2 pseudogenes are annotated in these 1,407 nt (G+C 47.3%); both read right to left on the reverse strand.

From position 1 onward, the window contains the following. A pseudogene (gene vmeK, locus R7E00_RS23425) lies at window positions 1-1,174 on the reverse strand (multidrug efflux RND transporter permease subunit VmeK); the annotation flags it as partial. A gap of 9 nt (window positions 1,175-1,183) precedes the next feature. After that, window positions 1,184-1,407, reverse strand: a pseudogene (locus R7E00_RS23430) (efflux RND transporter periplasmic adaptor subunit); the annotation flags it as partial.

A 1,407-nucleotide genomic window follows, 5' to 3' on the forward strand; every position in this document is an offset into this window, starting at 1 on the left:
AGGCAAACAGCACCACGATGTTTACGGTAAGACCAAAAACCGAGAGGACTAACAACCCCGTTAAGAAAGAGCCTGGAATAGAGATCCCAACCAACAATGCCGTTCTTACCCCCAAGATCGCGATAATAACGATGACCACCAAAATGATTGCCGAGAGAATGTTGTTTTGCAGATCACTAAGCATCAGCTTGACATCATCCGACTGATCCCAAGTGTATTTAACCTGCAAATTACTTGGCCACTCTGCTCGCAGTTGCCCTTGAGCAATCACCTCTTTAACTAACGCGACAGTTTCAATAATGTTCTCGCCAGCACGCTTTTTCACGTCAAGCACAATGGCAGGCTCACCATCCAAGCGGGCAAAGCTTTCCGGATCACGAAACGCTCGGCGAACTGTGGCCACATCACCAAAGGTGATCACTTCTTTGCCATTCACTTTGATAGGCAATTCGAGAACATCTTTCAGAGAATCAAACACCGACGGAACTTTGACCGAAAAGCGCCCATATCCTGTATCGACAAACCCCGCCGCAACCACTCGGTTGTTTAGTGCGATCAAGTTATAGATATCGGCCTGATCCAATCCATAGCTTTCCATTAAAAGCGGATCGACCACGATCTCGACAATATCTTCACGATCACCAGCAATATCGACTTCCAAGATCTGACGGAAGCTTTCTAGTCTGTCACGCAACGTTCGAGCGATTTGAACAATGGTTCTCTCTGGCACCGTGCCATAAAGCACAACAGTTAAAACAGGTTCCTCTGAAGCAAAAGTGACTTCATTGACCGTCGGTTCATCACTGTCTGCAGGTAACTTAGGTTTCGCCAGATCGACCGCGTCGCGAACATCCGCCATCGCTTTATCGAGATCCACGCCGACGCTAAACTCCAAAGTGACTGAGGCGTGGCCTTCGGAGGCAACCGATGTCATCTCTTTTACTCCTTCAATTGAGCGCAGTTCTTGTTCGATAGGACGAACCAGTAAACGCTCAGCATCAGTTGGAGAAATACCTTGATGCCCCACAGAGACGTAAATGATAGGAATAGTGATATCGGGACTAGATTCTTTTGGGATGGTGACGTAAGTAATGACCCCTGCGATGAGGATCATCACCAACAAGGTCAACATCGTTCTTGATCGGGATAACGCAGCGTCAATTATGCTAAACATGCTGCCTCCCTATTTTTCGGCCGCATCGGCAGCGACATCACCGACTTTATTCGCAATCACGGTATCGCCATCACGAACAAACCCCTGTCCTAATACAATGATGTCCGCTTGCTCGCCAAGCCCAGATAACCAAACGCCATCTTCTTCTGCTTTGACTAACTGAATAGGAACAAACTTAACGTGTTCATCTTGCAGTGTTTTGACACCTAAATTCCCTTCTTCATCTAACGCCA

Origin of the sequence: Vibrio sp. Vb1755 (assembly GCF_033338635.1) — a bacterium.
Taxonomy (GTDB): Bacteria; Pseudomonadota; Gammaproteobacteria; order Enterobacterales; family Vibrionaceae; genus Vibrio; species Vibrio alginolyticus.